Annotated in this window: 15 protein-coding genes; 6 read left to right on the plus strand and 9 right to left on the minus strand. The window is 44.0% G+C overall.

What is annotated here, in order from left to right:
• Window positions 1-90 precede the first annotated feature (90 nt).
• The 5 genes from priA to ACT3IB_RS07810 form a co-directional block, all read right to left on the minus strand.
• Complete coding sequence (gene priA, locus ACT3IB_RS07790; RefSeq protein ID WP_491538441.1) at window positions 91-2,526, minus strand: replication restart helicase PriA; 2,436 nt, start codon at window positions 2,524-2,526, stop codon at window positions 91-93.
• Between the two features lie 259 nt (window positions 2,527-2,785).
• Window positions 2,786-4,318 carry a SusD/RagB family nutrient-binding outer membrane lipoprotein gene (locus ACT3IB_RS07795; RefSeq protein ID WP_491538442.1) on the minus strand — a complete coding sequence of 511 codons (1,533 nt, stop codon included), beginning with the start codon at window positions 4,316-4,318 and terminating at the stop codon, window positions 2,786-2,788.
• An 11-nt stretch (window positions 4,319-4,329) separates the two neighbouring features.
• On the minus strand, window positions 4,330-7,569 hold the full coding sequence (locus ACT3IB_RS07800; protein WP_491538443.1) for a SusC/RagA family TonB-linked outer membrane protein: 3,240 nt from the start codon (window positions 7,567-7,569) through the stop codon (window positions 4,330-4,332).
• Between the two features lie 523 nt (window positions 7,570-8,092).
• Window positions 8,093-8,560, minus strand: coding sequence for a TonB-dependent receptor (locus ACT3IB_RS07805; RefSeq protein WP_491538444.1), 468 nt, complete (start codon window positions 8,558-8,560; stop codon window positions 8,093-8,095).
• A gap of 145 nt (window positions 8,561-8,705) precedes the next feature.
• On the minus strand, window positions 8,706-10,247 hold the full coding sequence (locus ACT3IB_RS07810) for a YifB family Mg chelatase-like AAA ATPase (RefSeq protein WP_491538445.1): 1,542 nt from the start codon (window positions 10,245-10,247) through the stop codon (window positions 8,706-8,708).
• A gap of 125 nt (window positions 10,248-10,372) precedes the next feature.
• On the opposite strand from ACT3IB_RS07810, the gene ACT3IB_RS07815 reads away from it, so the two are divergent.
• Window positions 10,373-10,801 (plus strand): DUF4342 domain-containing protein, encoded by a 429-nt coding sequence (locus ACT3IB_RS07815; RefSeq protein ID WP_491538446.1) that lies wholly within the window; start codon window positions 10,373-10,375, stop codon window positions 10,799-10,801.
• Between the two features lie 58 nt (window positions 10,802-10,859).
• On the opposite strand, the gene trxB is transcribed toward ACT3IB_RS07815, so the two are convergent.
• Window positions 10,860-11,840 (minus strand): thioredoxin-disulfide reductase, encoded by a 981-nt coding sequence (gene trxB / locus ACT3IB_RS07820; RefSeq protein WP_491538447.1) that lies wholly within the window; start codon window positions 11,838-11,840, stop codon window positions 10,860-10,862.
• Between the two features lie 285 nt (window positions 11,841-12,125).
• Between trxB and ACT3IB_RS07825 the strand changes: the two genes are divergently transcribed.
• From ACT3IB_RS07825 to ACT3IB_RS07840, 4 genes are all read left to right on the plus strand, one after another.
• On the plus strand, window positions 12,126-13,250 hold the full coding sequence (locus ACT3IB_RS07825) for a Re/Si-specific NAD(P)(+) transhydrogenase subunit alpha (protein ID WP_491538448.1): 1,125 nt from the start codon (window positions 12,126-12,128) through the stop codon (window positions 13,248-13,250).
• A 106-nt stretch (window positions 13,251-13,356) separates the two neighbouring features.
• A complete protein-coding gene (locus ACT3IB_RS07830; protein WP_491538449.1) occupies window positions 13,357-13,650 on the plus strand; it encodes an NAD(P) transhydrogenase subunit alpha part 2 in 294 nt (97 codons plus the stop codon).
• Complete coding sequence (locus ACT3IB_RS07835; RefSeq protein WP_491538450.1) at window positions 13,643-15,061, plus strand: NAD(P)(+) transhydrogenase (Re/Si-specific) subunit beta; 1,419 nt, start codon at window positions 13,643-13,645, stop codon at window positions 15,059-15,061. The genes ACT3IB_RS07830 and ACT3IB_RS07835 overlap by 8 nt, the downstream gene beginning before the upstream one ends.
• Window positions 15,062-15,074: 13 nt before the next feature.
• Complete coding sequence (locus ACT3IB_RS07840) at window positions 15,075-15,503, plus strand: energy transducer TonB (protein ID WP_491538451.1); 429 nt, start codon at window positions 15,075-15,077, stop codon at window positions 15,501-15,503.
• A gap of 66 nt (window positions 15,504-15,569) precedes the next feature.
• Here ACT3IB_RS07840 and ACT3IB_RS07845 read toward each other — a convergent pair whose 3' ends face one another.
• The 3 genes from ACT3IB_RS07845 to ACT3IB_RS07855 form a co-directional block, all read right to left on the minus strand.
• Window positions 15,570-16,067 carry a DUF2231 domain-containing protein gene (locus tag ACT3IB_RS07845; protein ID WP_491538452.1) on the minus strand — a complete coding sequence of 166 codons (498 nt, stop codon included), beginning with the start codon at window positions 16,065-16,067 and terminating at the stop codon, window positions 15,570-15,572.
• Between the two features lie 14 nt (window positions 16,068-16,081).
• Window positions 16,082-16,402 (minus strand): hypothetical protein, encoded by a 321-nt coding sequence (locus tag ACT3IB_RS07850; protein WP_491538453.1) that lies wholly within the window; start codon window positions 16,400-16,402, stop codon window positions 16,082-16,084.
• Between the two features lie 147 nt (window positions 16,403-16,549).
• Window positions 16,550-17,830 carry a spinster family MFS transporter gene (locus tag ACT3IB_RS07855; RefSeq protein ID WP_491538454.1) on the minus strand — a complete coding sequence of 427 codons (1,281 nt, stop codon included), beginning with the start codon at window positions 17,828-17,830 and terminating at the stop codon, window positions 16,550-16,552.
• Between the two features lie 205 nt (window positions 17,831-18,035).
• On the opposite strand from ACT3IB_RS07855, the gene nth reads away from it, so the two are divergent.
• Window positions 18,036-18,746 carry an endonuclease III gene (gene nth / locus ACT3IB_RS07860; RefSeq protein WP_491538455.1) on the plus strand — a complete coding sequence of 237 codons (711 nt, stop codon included), beginning with the start codon at window positions 18,036-18,038 and terminating at the stop codon, window positions 18,744-18,746.
• Window positions 18,747-18,752 lie beyond the last annotated feature (6 nt).

The raw sequence follows: 18,752 nt of genomic DNA on the forward strand, positions 1-18,752 counted from the left end.
AGAATGCAAGCGGTCGACGTTGCAATTTATAATTCGTATTGCCTAACAAATGTTCATTGCTAATCATTTAATAACCTTTTGGAATCGCGATTACTCCAGCGCGTCCACATTTACATTAATACGGACAGAGCTGGCTCCTTTTGGTTTTCGGTCATCAAAAAGATCAAACGTTCTATTAAGCATTTGCTCAATAGCCGAAGCTCCATTAGTAGGATTTATTTTGATAAAACTCTCCCATCGATAGAAATTCTGCATTTTGGAAATTGCTGCCGGTGATGGGCCCAATACTGATTCAAAACTGCCTAATACCTCGGTCAGGCATTCGGTATAAGTTTCAGACACGCTCCGAACGCGCCCCTCTTGCTTTCCCTTAAATACAAACCTGATAATGCGCGAATATGGAGGATACTGCAGCATTTTGCGATAAGCCAGCTCCTGCCGAGCAAATGATTTGTAATCATGATCCTTCGCCTTTTGTATAGCCGGATGATCGGGCTGCCAGGTCTGAAAAAATACCTTTCCTTCCTTGTCAGCGCGCCCCGAACGCCCCGCAACCTGACTCAACAGCTGGTACATCCGCTCTCCGGAACGGAACGAAGGGAAAGCCAGCTCGGTATCGGCATCAATCACTCCCACTACTGTCACATCAGGAAAATCTAATCCCTTCCCCACAATTTGAGTACCGACTAATATATCTGCTTCTTTTCGTCCAAAAGATTTTAAAATTTTTGAATGGGCATCTTTTCCAGACGTCGTATCAAAGTCCATGCGCAACGTTTCTGCATTTGGAAACAACTCAGCAATCTGCTCTTCCAGCTGCTGCGTCCCACTTCCCCTGGCTTCCACCGAATCATTTCCGCATTCTTTGCATCGTCTGGGCTGACGTTCGGAATAACCACAATAATGGCAGCGCAGCTGTTTTTTGGATTTATGAAAAGTTAAACTCACGGAACAGTTCGGGCATTCGGGAATTTCTCCGCATGTAGCACACTGCAGATACGATGCAAAACCCCTTCTATTATATAACAGAATTGCTTGTTCATTTTTGTCAATGGCCGCATTAATTGCTTCAAAAAGAGGAATGGCTATCGGTCCTTTCATCGCGGACCGATATTGTTTAAGGTCAAGCAATTTTACTTCAGGAAGTTTTGCATCGAAGGGACGCTCGCTAAGCTCAAGGTATTCGCTTTTGCCCTTCTTCGTCCCGTATAGAGAAACCATGCTTGGGGTCGCCGACCCCAAAACTACCGGGATATCGTTGATATGAGCGCGCATGATTGCCACATCTCGTCCATTATAACGTGGGGCCGGATCTTCCTGCTTATACGACATATCGTGCTCCTCATCCACCACAATGAGACCCAAATTCTGTACGGGGGCAAATACCGCTGATCGTGCCCCTATAGCAATTCGTTTTTCTCCCTTCTGCAACGCACGCCAGGCATCATACCGCTCACGGTCGGTCAGCCTGCTGTGCAGTACTGCGATGTCGTCCCCGAATATCAGATGAAAGCGTTTTACAATCTGCGGAGTAAGCCCAATCTCGGGAACTAACACCAATCCACCCTTCCCCTGTTCCAACACTTTCTTTAAGGCATGAATATAGACTTCTGTTTTACCGCTTCCGGTTATACCATACAGCAAATAACTGCCAAACCGATCGCTATATATTGATTCCTTAATCTCATCGAAAGCTGCCTGCTGCTCATCATTCAATGTTTTTAGCTGTGCCGGGTCATATTTCAGCTTCATACTAAGATTCGTGGTCTCAACCTCATCAAATGTAATTACCCCTTCTTCGGCAATTCTGTTAAGCGTATAGTGTTCCAACAGCTCAAAGTCCGTGAGCTCCTTTTGAAACTCTGGTAGACCTAAGTCGGTCAATAATTGTAATGCCTGAACCCATTTATAATTTTTCCCAGCTTTTTCATGCTCTTCGATAATTCTCTTCGCTTCTATTCTACCTTTTTCTTCATTCCATTGCCACAATTTATCCGTACTTGGATCCATCTTCATGGCAGGCTGTTCCCAAACTTCAAAGACCTTCTGTCCTACCAGTTTATCAATAATTTTTTCGCCCCACCTCTTTTGGGCTTCAACTAACAAATACGACTCATTCTGCTTGATTTCATTAGCAATTTCAGCTTCCTCGCCATTAAGAAATTCGGGAAGGTCGCCCTCTTTTGCTTTTAGATGTTTTTGCGCATAAAAATTTAATCCAACCGGCAATGCTGCTTGAATAACTTCGCCCCAACCACAGAAATAAAAACGATGTATCCATTCGGTAAGCTTTAATAGTTCATCAGAAATAATCGGCTTGTCATCAAGCACCTGCTGTACCGGACGAGTATTAAACTCAGGTTCCTGCTTATGGATATTAACTACGATCCCAATTTTTTTATGCTTTTGAAGGGGGACCCATACACGTTTACCAATTTCAGCATTCTTCTGATATTCCTCCGGCAAGCTGTAGGTAAACTGCCGACGAACAGCGGTGGGAAAAACGATATCTGCGTATGAAGACAAACCGAATGACCGTAATTAATTTTTAAAAGACTTTTCTATAGCTATCCATATGATACTGAACTTGGCATCTCCATTTATTTGAGATCTCAGGATGACGCGTTGAATTTACCAAACCTACTTTGAGTTGAAACTGCTGCAAAGCATATTCATTCTATGGCTCTGAATCAATAGATAATGCAAATAAAAAAGGGCTCCGATTGCTCGGAGCCCTTTTAATTTGATACTTACCGTAGAACGATAAGCTAAGTTTTTCTGACTGCTAGTTTACAGAACTCGCATACCCTGTATCCCAGAAGAGAAGCGTACTTGTTTCATCTCCTCCTATAGCAGAAGCAGCAGCTTCATAGTTAGACTGGTTCAGGTTCTGCTCGTCTACTGGATAGATAAAGCGAACGGGAATATCATCCTCGACATCAGCGTTCGGATTATCATCGGCAACAAACCATGTCGGATGATCCAATCGTCGCCAATCAGTCCATGCTTGCAGATTATCATTCATGTACTGACCTAACCATTTCTGTTCGGCGATAGCCTTTAGTTGTTCAGCTTCACCTTGTCCAACAGGATAAGCAACTTCAGGTTGCGTTAGATAATCAGTGATTTCACCTGAATCTATCTCCTTCTCCGAGGCAGACGGTTCTTGCTCCCAAATACCACCGGCTTGTGCCGCTTCACTCCAATATTGCATATCGGCTTCGATAGCATTGTTGTAGTGTGTAGCTGCTTGGGCCGCAGTACCGGTTAACCAACCTCGAGCATTTGCTTCTGCACGGATGAATTCAACCTCCTCATAACCTAAGAGGACTCCTTCAAAGGACGGTTGGATTAACGGACCTTGAACATGGGAGTAATCAACGTAATCGTTGGATTCACCATAGATCCCACCAACATAGTTCCCATCAACCTGGGTGAACTGTATTGGTCGACGCGGGTCATCCAGGCTATTCATCATTTCGATAAGGGTGTTTGCAGCAACAAAGTCGTTACGACCTGTGCTGATTACATCTTCCCAAACCGGGTTGGTATGAGGCTGTGCAGATTGAAATTGTATTGCCAACTGCTCAGCTTTTGACTGAAAAGCATTGGGCGATGCGGCTTCAATTGCAGTCTGTGCTGCACCCGGATCTACATCGGACAATTGAATTGCCATGCGCATTTTAAGCGAGTTGGCAAATTTTACCCATGCATCAACATTGCCACCGTAGTAAAGGTCTGCGGTAGCAGAGAAGCCCGAGCTCCCAGAATTCAGATCGCTGATAGCCGTATTTAAACGACTCATCAGATCTGAGTAAATGGTTGCATCATCGTCGTAAGCCGGTGCTGGGTTTTCAGCATCCAAAGCTTCTGTATAAGGAATATCACCAAATACAGAAACAAGCTGATGGTATGCCATCACCTGCATAACCTCGATTTGAGCCTGCATAACCGTTTTCTGCGACTCTGAAATAAGCTCATCTTCAGCAACTAGGTTCGAGGACTCCTTCAAATCATTGAGAACATCGCGATAAATTTCGCTCCAATAACTAGAAGGAATAGCACGACCGGTTAAGTTATACTGGGATTCATCAGCATATGTGGTCGCTGCCCAGTACTGAGACATGAACATAAACATGTTCGTGTTGTAATTCACACTTGTATTCAACGTTCCCAGACTAACGAGAGCGTTGGAAAACAAGGGATCAGCCGGTACATCAGTTGCGCCTTTAGGATCGTCATTCAAGCTGGTTAAATCATCCTCGCACGAACTGAGTACCAGTGCAAATACTAATAAAGGTAATAATAGTTTTCTCATGGTATTCAATCCTAAAATTCAAGTTTCAAGTTAAACGTGAAGTTGCGTGTAGCTGGATAAGCACCACCTTGATAACCCTGCACGTTACCTGCAACAATTCCCTGCTCAGGATCTGCATGAGGTATGTTTTTGTGGATAATCCACAAGTTACGCCCAATAGCAGAAACAGAAGCACCTTTGATCGGTCCTACCTTGTCAAGCAGGTTCTGTGGCAAGTTATAGGTTAATCCTACTTCTCGAAGCTTCACATAACTGCCGTCGTACAAGTACTGGGCAGCAGGATTGGTTACCCAACCGTAAGCTCCGTAGTAAACATCAGCACGCGCACGTACATCGTTTTTACTTCCGTCAGCTTTGTAACCGTCGAGGATAACTCCTCCACCATTAGCAACAGGATCACGTTTAAGATTGCCTAACTCATTGGTTCCGGCAGTAATTGGATACTGTCCCGTTCCCTGACCGTAATATTGGTCAAGTGAGAAGATATCTCCTCCCCACCGCACGTCAACCAAGAAGTTGAGCGAGAAGTTCTGGTAATTTAAACGGTTTGAAATACCACCTGTCCAATCAGGATTCATATTCCCGATAATATTATTGGACGATGAAGTGACTGCATAATAACCACCTTCTACCAGCTTTTTGCCGCCATTTTCACTCCAGGCTTCACCATCAAGATTGACGAAGTCAGTACCACGGATTGCACCGTAGGCTTCACCTTCTGCCGCACTAATGGTAACAGCACCCTGTGGAGAGGCAAGCTGATAATTGGTAATTCCCGGAGCCAATTCTTTAACTTCGTTGATGTTTTTGCTCCAGTTTACATTCATAGTCCACGTAAAGTCGCGGCTTGTAACCGGACGTACTGTTGCAGAAACTTCCCAACCTCGGTTTACAACGCTACCAGCGTTTACAAACTTGGTTGAATAACCGGTAGATCGAGAAACCTCAGTAGCAAGAATCTGATCAGTGGTGTTCTGGTCGTAGTAATTCACGTCTAACGTAGCACGGTCGTTAAATACGCCCAACTGAACTCCAACTTCCCAACTCTTGGTACGCTCTGGTTTCAAGTCAGGATTGTTCTTCGTGGATGGCAGTGTATAGAGACCTGCAGATCCAAAGTTAGATGGACGCGAGTAGGTATCACGTATACTGTGCGGAGGTGCAGTATTACCAACCTCAGCCCAGCTACCGCGTATCTTACCGAATGACAACCAGTCTGCGTCAACAAACTCACTGAACGTAAATCCGGCAGAAACCGATGGGTAGTAATACACGTTTTCGCCATCAGGCAAACTGGAAGACTTATCTCGTCGGCCGGTAGCCTCCAAGTTAAAGAATCCACCATAGTTCACGTTCAAGCTGGCAAAATAACCATTTACACCCAGTTTCTGGTCTGTTTCATCCGGATATTGGATTGAATTAACAGAGTTACTCAAAGAATACAAACGGGGAACTACAAGTCCGCCATTTGTTTGAGCAGAAATAGACTCTCTATGATTACGACGCAAGTTCATACCAACCACACCGCTAACACGAACATCTTCGTTCAGCTGCTTTTGGTAATTGGCAAGAACGTCGTAGTTAAACTCCGTAAAGTTCTCTGTCATTCGATAGTATCCGGCATAGTCAGTACCATGGCCGATACTACCAACGTTATTACGCTCTTCAATAAGCTGATTATAACTATCAATGCTGATTCGACCGGTGAGGCTTAACCAATCAAGCACTTCATAGTTTGCCTCAACATTACCGAAGTAGCGATCACGTTCATCAGTGGAGTAGTTTTCGTAGCGATCCCAATATGGGTTGTTCCAGTAAATGGGACGCTCGCCCAATCCACCTTGTGCCCAGTTCCAAGTTGCGTTGGTACGATTGCGGAAATAAGCACGTTTTTGATCTTCAATATCAACGGACGTGTTCCACCACTGGCGAAACTCACTCATCATGGTACTATAACCACGAGAAGGTCGGGCATAACCTGAAGTTTGAGAATATTGAATCTTACCGGAAACGGAAAGCTTGTCGCTCACGTCATATCCAGCAGCAAAGTTCAACTTGTTCTTATCAAGCTTTGCATTTGGAACAATACCGGTAGTATTCGTTTGGTTGTAGCCCATATTATAGTATCCGCCGTCAAAACCACCATCAATCTGGATACTATTGGTAAAGTCTGTACCCGTATCAAAGAAATCCATAGGTGTGTTTTCGGGAGCTTCCCAAGGAGTAGGCGTCATAAAGTTCGGCCCTCCTTCAACAAAGGCATCCCATTGATACACTGGCTGCCCTTCGAATTTAGGACCAAAAGATCCATCATCCCAGGGATTACCAATGGTTTCGTCGGTACCATCTCCATCGATATCTATTTCTCCAAAAGAAGGCACATATCCACCACCGTACTGCATCTGGTGATCGACAAATGTATTCTTATTGATCTTCTGGATTGTAGCACTGGAGTTAAACGTTACCTCAACCGGTCGGTTTCCTTTGTTTCCACCCTTGGTTTCAATAACAATAGCACCGTTCGATGCACGAGAACCATAAAGCGCTGCCGCTGCAGGCCCCTTCAATACGTTAACAGATGCAATGTTATCCGGATTAACATCAATTCCGGTGTTACCATAGTCATAACCGGCAAAACCAGCTTCGACATTTGAACTGTTGAATTCCTGGTTTGCATAAGGCACACCATCAACAACGAATAGTACCTGGTTATTTCCGGAAATAGACTTGTATCCACGCATTACAATGTTCGTGGACCCGCCCATTCCATTAGACTGGCTAATTTTTAGACCCGCCACACGACCGCTCAAAGATGCAGCAAAATTATCGCTTCTATTTTCAGCGACAATCTCACCGTCTACCTTTTGAGCAGAATAGGGAAGATCGTTCATACTTTGTTCAACGCCATACGCTGTTACTACAACATCATCAAGCTGTTGCATTGATGATGAAAGTGGAATATCAAGCGTAACCGTTGATTGGTCAACCGTAACCTCTTGTTCGAAGGTGTTATAGCCTACGAAGCTGGCCCGCACGGTATATGTACCGTACTCAACCCCTTCGATAGTAAACTCACCTTGTGCATTGGTAGCGGCACCCCGCTGCAACTCCACAATGTAGACGTTTACACTAGGCAATGTTTCACCCGAACTTTCGTCGGTTACTGTACCTGTTATTGTCCCGGACTGCGCGAAAGCAGTAGCGGAAAATATCAGGCATAACGTGAATAGAGATAGTAGTTTTTTTACCATAGCCCTGATTTGTTTTAGTTATGATTAGAATAAATCCAAAAGAGTGTTAAGAAAATAACCTTAACACTCTCTTGAACGGCTTTTAAGCCACCCTCTTATATATGTAAAATTGTGCAAAGAAGAAAATATTTCATATCGAAGGCTCGTTGTGCCCATCCTTAGTGTAATATAGGCCAAATATGTAGCTATATCTTTTTGCAAGGCAATAAATTAAACCACTCTTTATTCGTTACCGTGATTCACAACTTATTTAATAATCAATATTTCGTTCTAGGAAATGGTCGTTAAAGTGTTCATATAAATAAACTGTAGAGAGGATATTTTCAAGGCTTATAGCTTATTAAAGCCGATTGATCCCAATAATTCAGCATGACACGCAATTTAAAAATAAGAATAGTTCAATTAATTCATTTCAAGATGGAAATTTGCTGATATCCCTACATATTTTTGAGGGAAACACCTACACAATGAAAAAGCACCGAAGCTTGTATAGTCCGGTGCTTAAAACTGTCAATTTTACTGACTAGTTATCGTTACTTGCAGCTTTAGTAACAATTTCAATGACCCCACTCCCCCCTTCACTACCATATTGTGAAGCTTCAGATTCGGGCAGTAATCGCACGGACCTTATCTCTCCCGGAGAAAACATCTGAGCTACATTCGGAAAATTACGTCCTACTTTTTGACCATCAACAACGAATAACGGCTGCCGTTGATCGCTATCTCCAAGAGCATATTCTCCTTTTCTGTCACTAGTTGCCCCTCTACTAACGCCCGAAAATCCCCTGGGTCGTAATACAACCTTGGCATAATCACCACTCCCTGTTATTTGCACACCATTAATCCGACGAAGATGATCTTCTAAGGTCATGTTTTCTGTTCCTTCAGTCCCAGCCGTACTTTTTTGGCTTGTGCTACTGGTGGCACATCCAGTCATAACTAATAGTAATGCAACAACAAGCAATTTTATTCCTTTGTTTACCATTTCCATAACAATATTCCTTTGTTTTTAAGTTTATTCACCAAAAATGGTACAAACTTATTATCAACAAGTAAAGACGGCTCATCACATTTATTGGTCATTCTCCCAAGGAGCTTTAATAACTTAGATTAGGATATTTCTTTGCTCTATTTAATTATCCCAACCATCCTTCCCGATCCAAACTTCTATATTGAATGGCTTCCGCAATATGGTTCGATCGAATATTTTTCGACCTTTCAAGATCCGCAATGGTTCTGGATACTTTGAGAATGCGATCATAAGCGCGTGCCGATAATCCCAATGAGGTAATGGCCTTTTTGAGCATCTGCTTGCCGGCATCATCAAGTGAACATATTTTACGCGACATTTTGGTATTCATCTGCGCATTACAATAGACATCCGCTATACCCATAAAGCGTTGGGTTTGTATTTCTCGAGCCCTAATGACTCTTTTTCTTATTTCATGAGATGGCTCTCCCTTTGATTTGCTTGACAATTCATCATAACTGACTTTTTCCACTTCAATATGTAGATCGATTCGATCAAGCATGGGACCACTTATCTTACTCAAATAGCGCTGCATTTGTGACGGAGAAGCACCACCTGGATCTGCAGGATCATACCAATCTCCCGTGGGTGAGGGATTCATGGAAGCAACCAACATTATCCTACTGGGATAGCTAACACTCATGCGCGCACGCGATATACTAACAGACCCGTCTTCGAGCGGTTGCCTCATCACTTCGAGAGCACTACGTTTAAATTCGGGTAACTCATCTAAAAATAACACCCCGTTGTGTGCCATGGAAATTTCGCCCGGCATAGGAATACTTCCTCCTCCGACAAGAGCAACATCAGAAACGGTGTGATGAGGAGATCGAAACGGACGCTTTGTTACCAACGCTTCACCCGTGGGCAACAATCCCGCTACGGAATGAATTTTTGTAGTTTCCAATGCTTCATCAAGGGTTAATGGAGGTAATACGGCAGGTAACCGTCGCGCCATCATAGTTTTTCCCGATCCAGGTGGACCGACCATAATAACATTATGTCCGCCGGCCGCGGCAACTTCCAACGCACGTTTAACGTTTTCCTGCCCACGCACATCACTAAAGTCAAGTATCTCGGCCTCCCCATTTTGTCTGAACATCTTTTTCACATCTACATTCAATGGCTGATAAGAATCCATATCATGCAACCATTCCATAACCTCTGTTAAATGTTCAAACGCATACACATCAATTCCATCAACCACAGCTGCTTCGGGCCCATTTGCTGCCGGAACCACCATATTTACTAACCCCTTATCACGAGCCTGAACGGCCATTGGCAACACTCCTTTTACGGAGCGCAGCTTACCATCCAGCGCCAATTCTCCCAAGATTAATGTTTCCTCCAGTTTATCCGTTTTAATCTGTCCCGATACATTTAACAGCGTTACTGCAATAGGCAGATCAAAAGCACTGCCTTCTTTGGGCAGATCGGCCGGTGCCAGGTTAACCGTAATACGTCCCCGTGGGAATTCCGCATTCGAATTTTTTAAGGCTGCCTCAATCCGATCACTTGATTCGCTTACGGCACGATCCGGTAATCCCACTAAAAAATACTTGGGCACGCCGGTAGACATATTTGTTTCTACTTCTATCAGGCGGGCATCAACTCCAATGGTAGAAGCGCAATAAACACGTGATAACATATTAACTCCCGATGAATCATTTACAATTATTTAACGTAGTAAGACCTTGAAGCAAATGATTCCTTACAAAAGGAGTTTATTTTTTTAATGTAATCAGCATAAATTTTAAGATGAATACTCACATTATGAATACTTCAAACTCCCGAAAAACTTTTACGGAAGAAATTCAGGGCACCGTTTCTGAAATTATCAGCCAAGTCAAAAAATTGATCAGGGAGGGGAACGCTCGACGGGTAATGATCAAAAACTCCGAAGGGAAGGTCTTATTTCAATCTCAACTTACGGTTGGCGTAGGCGGGGCGGCCGTTTTGACAAGTATTGCCCCGGTGGTTTCAGCTATTGGGATGTTTGCTCTGTTTATGAACGATGTGAAAATTATTGTCGAACGCTATCCCGAAGACGAAACCAAAGAAAATGGCGATGAATATGAGGTTGAAGCCGATTTTATCGAAATTCGAGATGAGGAAGAGCCCGATACTTCTGATGAACAAGAAGAACCCAAATCAGAAGAAAAGACGGATAAAACGGTCGGCAAAAATAACAGTGACCAGTAACACCAGTTAACAGTAAATTTCGTACTGCTAAACTGACATCTGATCACTGTTGCAAAAATTATTTCCAGTGCTCTTCGGCCATGGCTTCTTTGGATACTTCCATTTCAGCCAGATAGCTTTCAGCATCGAGGGCAGCCTTACAACCGGTGCCCGCTGCCGTAACGGCCTGGCGATATACCGCATCCATGGCATCACCGGAGGCAAAAATGCCCGGCATATCTGTTTTGGTTGATTGGCCTTTGGTTTTGATGTATCCGACATCATCCATTTCTAATACACCTTTAAAAAGGTCAGTATTGGGCTTATGTCCAATAGCAATAAAGACTCCTTTTACATCATCAAGCGTGGTAATCTCCTGGGTCTCATTGTTGATGACTTTTACGCCCTCAACAGCATCTTCGCCCAGTACTTCTTCAAGCTCGGTATCCCACATGAACTCAATTTTATCATCATTAAAGGCACGCTGCTGCATGGTTTTTGAAGCGCGCAGCTCCTGCCGTCGATGGAGTACGGTAACTTTGCTGGCAAATTTTGTCAGGAATGTTGCTTCTTCCATAGCTGTATCGCCACCGCCTACCACAATCACATGTTGATCACGGAAGAACGCACCGTCGCAAGTGGCGCAGGCAGAAACTCCCTTTCCGCGCATTTTTTGCTCGCTGTCAAGTCCCAGCCACTTGGCAGATGCACCTGTAGAAATAATAATAGCCTTGGCTTTTATATTCACCTCTTCGTCTATAGTCATTTTGTAAGGACGCTCATCAAACTCAATATTTGTGACCATTCCGTAGCGGGTATCGGCGCCAAAGCGCTGTGCCTGTTCGCGGAAGTCCTGCATCATCTGAGGTCCCATAACACCTTCCGGATATCCGGGGTAGTTTTCCACATCAGTCGTCTGCATTAATTGCCCCCCGGGTTCGGGCCCTTCAAAAACTATCGGATTTAAATCGGCCCGCGCCGCATACAGCGCACCCGTTAATCCTGCGGGACCGCTTCCCACGATGACAACATCAAACGTTTTTCCTGCAATATCTTCCATGAGTAATTTTACCTGTTTTCGCTTAATAATTTCATCTAAAAGTACAAAAATAAGAAGTAAGAATTGAGTCGATATTTCCTATCTCCTTCATAGGGCTCATCAATTAAAATCCTTCTTGTTATCTTCGATAACTTGACCAACCCAAATCTTACGCTGGAAGTTTCCACGAACACAATGCAGTCCTAAATATAGATTTACGACGATTCAATTTTTAAAAATCTCATTTGCAATACTGTGACTTTTCAATAAGTTGTGCTTTAACCTTAAACTTTTCGGGTATCTATTGTGATTATTGCTATTCCAAAAGAAACGGCGGAACGAGAAAAACGGGTGGCCCTTATCCCAGATACAATTTCAAAGCTTGTTGAAAACGGCCACGAGGTTTGGGTTGAACCTGATGCCGGCAAGGCTTCCAGCTATTTAGATGAAGCCTATCAGTCGGCGGGGGCTGACATTATCACCGATCGCAGCAAACTTTTTGCTGATTCTGATATCCTTATCAGCATCCAAACGCCGCCAAGAGAAGATCTTGCACAAATGAAACCTGAAAGCATACTAATCTGCTTTCTGTGGGCGCTTCAAAACGAGGAAACGGTTTCTTACTTGCAAGAAAATAAAATTACGGCATTGGGGATGGATGCCATCCCGAGAATTTCACGCGCCCAGAGTATGGATGCACTTTCTTCAATGAGTTCTATCGCCGGATATAAATCTGCCCTGATCGCGTCCAACGAATTAGATCGGTATATGCCGATGATGATGACGGCAGCAGGTACCGTAGCTCCGGCCAAAGTTTTAGTGCTTGGAGCGGGGGTTGCCGGACTTCAGGCCATTGCCACAGCTAAACGACTGGGAGCAAAAGTAGAAGCATTTGACATACGTCCTGCCGTCAAAGAACAAGTTGAAAGTTTGGGCGCTACCTTTGTCGAGGTCCCTGACTTGGATGAAGAATCTGAAACCGAAGGCGGCTATGCCAAAGAACTGGCTGAAGACGAACAAGAACGGCAGCGACAAGTTATTCACGAGCACGCGAAAAAATCAGACATCGTTATCACCACAGCACTCATTCCCGGGAAACCCGCCCCCCTTTTAGTAACCAAAGAGATGGTTGAAGATATGCACGCCGGGGCAGTCATTGTGGATTTGGCCGCTGAACAGGGAGGAAACTGTGAACTTACCGATCCCGGAGACACAGCTATTATGAATGAAGTAAAGATAATCGGTCCACTGAATATTGCCAGTCAGCTAGCCTATCACGCAAGCCAATTATATTCGAAGAATATGATGTCCTTATTAAATCACTTACTTCATGACGGCAAACCAACATTCGACTTTGAGGATGAAATAACGCTGAATACTACCATTACGCACCAGGGTGAGATTATCAGCCCAACACTTAAAAAAGAATAGAAAAACATGTCATGCCAGATTCCTTTCAGCATTTATAATTTAAAAGAATGATACAGATCCTGAATCAACTTCAGGATGACATGAGACATTAATAAAATTCACAACTATGTCCGGACTAATATTTAATCTTTTTATCTTCGTGCTGGCCTCATTTATAGGCTTCGAACTCATCTCAAAAGTTCCTCCCACGCTGCACACTCCACTGATGTCAGGAGCCAACGCCATTTCGGGCATCACTATTTTGGGTGCGCTCATCGTTGCCGGACAGGCCGATCACCAAATCGCCCAATATATCGGATTTGCTGCCATCGTTTTTGCAACTATTAATGTGGTAGGCGGATTTATGGTAACCGACCGCATGCTGGAAATGTTTAAGAAAAAAGACAAAGACAATGAGTGATTTTTTACCACCGTCCATCCAATCGATTCTACCTGATCTGATCCAGCTGATCTACCTGGTAGCTACCGGAATTTTTATTATTGGGATTAAGCGACTCGGTTCTCCCGCAACTGCTCGTTCGGGCAATCAACTTGCTGCGCTGGGTATGTTTATCGGTGTTGTCGTCACGTTATTTGATCAGCAAATTATCACTTACGAGTACATTATTGCAGGTATTATTGTTGGGGCAGCTATTGGTGCTACGGCTGCCAAAAAAGTTGAAATGACCGCTATGCCCGAGATGGTTGCTATTTTTAACGGTTTTGGCGGTGGTGCATCAGCCGTAGTTGCCTGGGGCGAGTTTACCCGATTCGAAGCCGCTGCTATTGCAACACAGGACTTGGTAACGATCGGACTAAGTATCCTAATTGGGTCTATTACTTTTACCGGTAGTTTTATTGCGTTTGGAAAACTCAAAGGTTTTATCAGCGGAAACCCTATCACCTTCCCCGGTCACAATATTTTTAATGGATTATTAACGGTCGGTACCCTGGGGCTTGTTGGCTGGCTTACGTATGATCCCACAAGTCAACTAACTTTTTGGCTTTTATTTGGAATAGCACTCCTGCTTGGAATCCTAACAGTTATTCCCATCGGCGGTGCTGATATGCCGGTCGTCATATCGCTATTGAACTCTTACTCTGGAATTGCTGCTTCGATGGCTGGTTTTGTGATCAACAACAACCTGCTCATTATCAGTGGTGCATTGGTGGGAGCTGCAGGCCTCATTCTTACAAATATTATGTGTAAGGCGATGAATCGCACGCTCGGCAATGTGCTTTTTGGTGCCTTTGGCGGTGATGGTGGCTCGGGAAGTGGTCCGGCCGCAGACACCGACAAAACTGTCCACGAAACGACCCCTGATGATGTGGCCCTGCAGTGTGCCTATTCTGATCGTGTTGTGATTGTGCCCGGTTACGGACTGGCTGTTGCTCAGGCCCAGCACGTACTCAAAGAAGTTGCCGACAAACTTGAAAAACGAGGGGTACAAGTAAAGTACGGCATCCATCCCGTTGCGGGGCGAATGCCCGGACACATGAACGTGCTTTTGGCCGAGGCCGATGTCCCTTATGATCAACTCTATGATATGGAGCAAATTAATCCGGAATTTAAATCAACAGATGTAGTGCTGATTATCGGCGCCAATGATGTAGTAAACCCAGTTGCCAAAACAGAGCCCGGCAGTCCCATTTACGGCATGCCGATAATGGATGTAGATGAAGCTGAAAGAACGATTGTCTTTAAACGAAGCCTGAGCCCCGGTTTTGCCGGCATTGATAATCCGCTTTTCTACAAGGAATCCAACCAGATGTTCTTTGGAGATGCGAAGGAATCGCTGCAATCCCTGGCAAAATCGTTGGATGATGTCTAACAAAAATACCCTCTTGCTCATACTATTATGGGCATTGAGCATTTTGTTCGCAGGTTGTAACTCAAACTACCATATTCCCCGAAATACCACTATTCCCGTTGATTCTCTGGAAACTTATTCTATAGCCGAAGTAGATACGAAACCTGAACCGGTAGGCGGCTACAAATATTTGTTATCGAAAATGGAATACCCTCGGAAAGCCAGAGATAGAGGAATAAAAGGAAAAGTGGTTGTTAACGTGTTAGTTACTAAAGAGGGAAATGGAATCGGACATTATATTGAATATTCTCCCCATCCAATGCTATCAAAAGAAGCTCTCCGGCTCGTTAAAGAAACAACATTCACTCCCGGCAAGATTGATTCCCAACCCGTACATACCTGGTTTAGCATACCTTTTTATTTTAGGATGGCTAAAAAGTCAAATCTTCAGGGTGAATTCTGATATCCATGACAAATAGACTCCCCCAAACCAGACTGTATACTTTCCTGAAAAACACTAAATCTTGTCTTACTCAAACTCCACACATCCTTCGGTAGGCTGATATACGGCAGCCGATTGCTGATAGACAAGGGTACTGCCCAAGTGTCCCACGTATCCTAAAAATCCACATCCTGCAACAAGCAAAACCGCCAATCCGAAACGCAGATATCGCTTTTTGAAAAAATCTAAGTACCCTTTCAAAACCAGCCAATCAATCATTACAAAAGCCGAAAACAAGTATCCTACGATATAAGCCAAGTTTTCGTGCTGTTCTACTATTGTTGGATCACATAATGTGCGTGCAACCTCAGTGTCTGCAAGCGAACCCGTATAAACCGCAATCCAGGCACTAATTGTACCAATTAACAGCAACAATCGCGCTGACGGGCGCAGAAAATCATATCGCTTGTGCAGCCAAAGACTACCAATCCAAAATAAGCTTCCAACTATCAGCAGGGCGATAGGAATATGAATAACAAACGGGTGGATCAACTCCACCCGCCACATGCTCAACGGTTCTTGCATCAGATCAAAAACTCCTATTCAAGAATCTCTACGCGTAACGGATCCAAACGCTGCCCTACTTTTTCAACCTCCACGCGCACTTTTTGTCCCACTGCCAAGCTATCAAACGGAACCGCAGTAGTATCTTTTACAAGCTCGGTCTCATCAATGAAATAGAGTTCCAAGGTCTGCTCATCCGAAATGTTTACATATATTTCAGATTCTTCTGCATTAACCTCCTGAATAGTACCTTCATAGGTTCCGCTCTCCACCGTGTCTGTGGACTCACCTCCACATGCCACCATAAATACCAGCAACAAAGCGAAGCTTCCTAGTTTTGTGGTCAAAGATTTCATAGTCATTTTTTTATTGAATTAATGATGATTAGAAATTCACTTATAGCACTCAAAAGTTAACAGCTTTGTATTTATAAACAAATGTATTGATCACGATAAAGAACATTTGTTACCGCCAAAAACTCTTTTTGCCGTATAAATTGCGGATTAACCTTTTTCCGCATCCCGATCATAATACTGCATAGCCATCCAAAAGAAAACTGTTGCCAATATTCCACAGCAGGTAAATACTGTCATTAGTGCCTTAGCTGCACCGTAATCTCCGGTAAAAACCGTATCCATCAGCCAGCCGGTAAGCGGTGGACCTATCCCAAAACCTACCACACTAATTACAAACAAGTACAATCCACTGGCCAACGCTCGCATATTTGGCTTCACGAGGTACTGTAAAATAGCCGCAGCAATACCGTTATAGGAGGAGGAGATCACATTCGCCAATCCAATTAAGATCAGTGCTGTCATTGCTGACTCCGCAAACAGTCCAAAATAATACAGTGGCAGACAGCCCAAAGCTGCCGCGATACCCGGCACAAACCGATACGAAGCTCCAAACTTTTTTGCCAGCCAATCAGCGGCTTTGCCCGAGGCCATTACGCTGATTCCCGTTGCCATCATAAACCACCCGTACTGCGGAACAAGCGAACCCGCCCCGTGAATATCGGTAAGGACAATCCCGATAAAACCTAAAATGGTATAACCGGTAAATGCCATGAATGAGAAACCCAGAAAATGGTACCGTACCGTTTTTTTGCGGATAATATATCGTACTACTTCACCAAAACTCTGCTCGATATTAAATCGCCGATTTTCTTCGGATCGCGTCACTCCTCTAGGAAACTCTTTTACGACAACCCACGCTACGGCAGCAATCAATAGTCCCGGAGCTCCCACGGCTATCAACGAGGTACGCCAATCATAGACTTCGGCAATGCCCCCGCCCACCAAAAATGATACACCAATCCCTAAAAAAATTCCGGCAGCATATATGGAAAAAACGGTCCCCCGCTGCTGAGGTTTAAAATAATCCGAAAGCAAAGAATACACCGCCGGACTCAAGGCCGACTCGCTCATGCCCACAAAAAAACGAGCAACGATTAAAAAGGTGAGGGAAGTCGCAAATCCACTTAAAACGGTCATTAGGCTCCATACTACCAAGCCGGAAATAATCATCAGCTTGCGGGAATAAATATCAGCGAGCCGCCCCATCGGGATGCCACATAACGCATAAATAAACGAAAAAGCAGTCCCATAGAGAATGCCCACCTGGAAATTGCTGAGCGAAAGCTCATCCTGAATAGCCGGTGCCAGAACTGCAATAATTTGTCGGTCTACAAAGCTTGAAATATAGATAAGCGTCAACAATCCTAACACTAACCAGGCATAGGGGCTTGCAACTAATTTTCTGGCTTTTTCTTTTGGTAGAGACATTCCGTTTGTTTTCATTTATTTAGTGAAGCCAAAGGTAGGACAAAATAATTATTGATTTCCACCTTAAATACGATGGACTTCTACTACTTTTGATCTTCTATTCGGTATCGATTTGGTAGTAGATTCTGAAAGAAATACTGAGATAAACTCGGTATATGGTTCAGAATGACATCAAAAAAAATCCTTCAACACAGAATCATCACACATGGCGAAAACCAAGCAGTACGAAGATTTACCTAAACTTCCCGAAAAAACGACAGAGCAAAAAGCCCATGCCAAGAAAATTCTAGACACGCTTTATGAGCACTATCCCAATCCGCATTGTGCATTGGACTACCGAAACCCTTTTGAATTATTATGTGCTACCATTCTGAGTGCCCAATGCACCGATGTTCGAGTGAATAAGACGACCCCTGACCTGTTTGAATCCTACCCAACTCCTGAAGCTATGGCCGAGGCGCCTCTCCAGGAATTGGAGGAACTGGTTCGCTCTACCGGATTTTACCGTAACAAAGCCAAAGCATTAAAGCGATCAGCACAGGCTATTGTAGAAAAGCATGATGGGGAAGTTCCACAAAATATCGATGATCTGCTGGAATTTTACGGTGTGGCCCGTAAAACGGCTAATGTAGTGCTCGGCAATGCTTTTGGGATTAATGTAGGTGTTGTTGTGGATACCCATGTACGTCGTTTTTCGAACCGGTATGGACTTACCCAACACGAAAAAAATACGGATAAGATTGAGCGTGACCTTATGGCACTATTTCCAAGGGAACACTGGACCAATCTTTCGCATTTGATGATTCATCATGGGCGAAATGCCTGTAAGGCACGAATTTCTGATCCGCCCGACCATCCGCTATGTAAAGAGTATGGAATTAACTGCGAGTGCCAAGCGATGCGGGAAAACAAATAAATTGCA

Source organism: Fodinibius sp. GM21 (assembly GCF_058386955.1).